The following is a 1,700-nucleotide window of genomic DNA, read 5'->3' as shown; positions in this document are numbered from 1 at the left end:
TGGAGTCGAAGTAGACACCGGGGGAACGGACCAGCTGAGACACCACGACACGCTCGGCGCGGCCCCGCGCCGGGAGCCGGTCGGGTCACGCGTGGGTGGCGAGGATCATGTACGGCGCGGTCCGGATCTCCGCCGGGACCGCCGAGGAACCCGGGTCCCCGGCGGGGAGCGTGGGCAGTTCCACGGCGGGGGCGGGGAAACCGGCCTCGGTCAGGAAGCGCCGGTACCGGTCGATGGAGCGGTAGTACGTGGCGCTCGTCATCATCGTGCCGTCGCGCAGCCGCAGCAGCGTGGGCACGGTGTCGCCGTCGCCGTAGACCGCCCCCGGCTCGCCGTGGCGCAGGGTGGAGAAGGCCACGCCGGTCGCCGCCGGATTGAGGTCGGCCAGCAGATACGGCGCAGCGGGGCGCAGCACCCGGCGGATCTCGGCGGTGAGGGCGGCCAGCCGCCCGTCGTCCGGGTCGGTGCAGTACACCAGGCAGCACACGGCGGCATCGACGCTGTCGTCGGCGAGCCGGTCGAGGGTGCGGCCGTCGAACAGCCGGTAGGAGACACGGGGGTGGGGGCGGTCGGCGCGGGCGATGCCGAGCATGTCGGCCGAGGGGTCGAGCCCCTGCACCTCCCACTCCCCGGTGCTCGCGAGCCGCGCCGCGACCGCGCCGGTGCCGCACCCGATGTCCAGGGCCAGCCGGCCGGGCCCGGCCCGCCCCTCGAGCCGCCGCAGCACGGCGGGGAAGACCAGCTGTTCGGCGAGCCGCATGTCGCGGTCCCGGTAGGCGTCGGCCACGGTGGCGGTGTCCCAGCCAAGCGGCTCTTCGTCGGCGGTCAAGGGCGGTGCCTCCTGCACTGGGACGGGGCCGGACGGGTCAAGCGGCACGTTCGGTGGCAGCCTGGCACACGACGTCGCCAAGGGGCCCTGAAGTGGCTTGAATTCCTTCGACGGCGCGTCCGGCGGGCGGTTGTTGACGGCAGCCGCCGCTCGTGCGCACACCGACCGATGAGTTTTCGGTTGTTCCGCGGTCGAAGAACATGAACCATGTGGCGCGGCTGTCACGTCGACAGCCGTGACACCCGATGACGAGATACCGAGGAACCCCAGATGCGCACCCTGATCAGCACCGCCTTCGTCTCCCTCGACGGTGTGGTGGAGGCCCCCGGCGGCGAGCCCGGCTACCGGAACTCCGGATGGACCTTCAAGGACGTCGAGTTCCTGCCCGAGGCCTTCGAGATCAAGGGCCGGGAACAGCGGGAGGCCGGCGCGATGCTGCTGGGCCGGGTCAGCTACCAGGCGTTCAGCCCGGTGTGGCCCGGCATGGAGGAGTTCGCGGAGTACAAGTCGATGCCGAAGTACGTCGTGTCCACCACCCTCACCGAGGCCGGCCTGGTGTCGGACTGGGGCGAGACGACGATCCTGCGCTCGCTCGACGAGGTCGCCGCGCTGAAGGCCACCGAGGGCGGCCCGATCATCGTCCACGGCAGTGCCGCCCTGAACCGGAGCCTCTCGGACGCCGGCCTCATCGACCGTTACCACCTGCTCGTCTTCCCGCTCCTGCTCGGCGCGGGCAAGCGGCTGTTCAGCACCACGGACAAGGACGCCCAGAAGCTGAAGCTGGTCGAGCACGAGGCCTACGCCAACGGCATCCAGAAGAACGTCTTCGACGTCGTACGCTGACCCCGCTCCCACGAGCACCGGCCCCGGC

General features: G+C 71.5%; 2 protein-coding genes. One reads left to right on the top strand and one right to left on the bottom strand.

Annotated features, from left to right (window positions below; translation table 11 throughout):
- Positions 1–85 precede the first annotated feature (85 nt).
- Positions 86–829 carry a class I SAM-dependent methyltransferase gene (locus tag H5J33_RS34265; RefSeq protein ID WP_181798560.1) on the bottom strand — a complete coding sequence of 248 codons (744 nt, stop codon included), beginning with the start codon at positions 827–829 and terminating at the stop codon, positions 86–88.
- Positions 830–1,099: 270 nt separating this feature from the next.
- Between H5J33_RS34265 and H5J33_RS34260 the strand changes: the two genes are divergently transcribed.
- Positions 1,100–1,672 (top strand): dihydrofolate reductase family protein, encoded by a 573-nt coding sequence (locus tag H5J33_RS34260; protein WP_181798559.1) that lies wholly within the window; start codon positions 1,100–1,102, stop codon positions 1,670–1,672.
- Positions 1,673–1,700 lie beyond the last annotated feature (28 nt).

It is taken from the genome of Streptomyces sp. WELS2 (assembly GCF_013870595.1).
Taxonomy (GTDB): Bacteria; Actinomycetota; Actinomycetes; order Streptomycetales; family Streptomycetaceae; genus Streptomyces.
The sequence above is the reverse complement of the archived record's forward strand: the minus strand, read 5'-3'. Positions and strand labels throughout refer to the sequence as shown.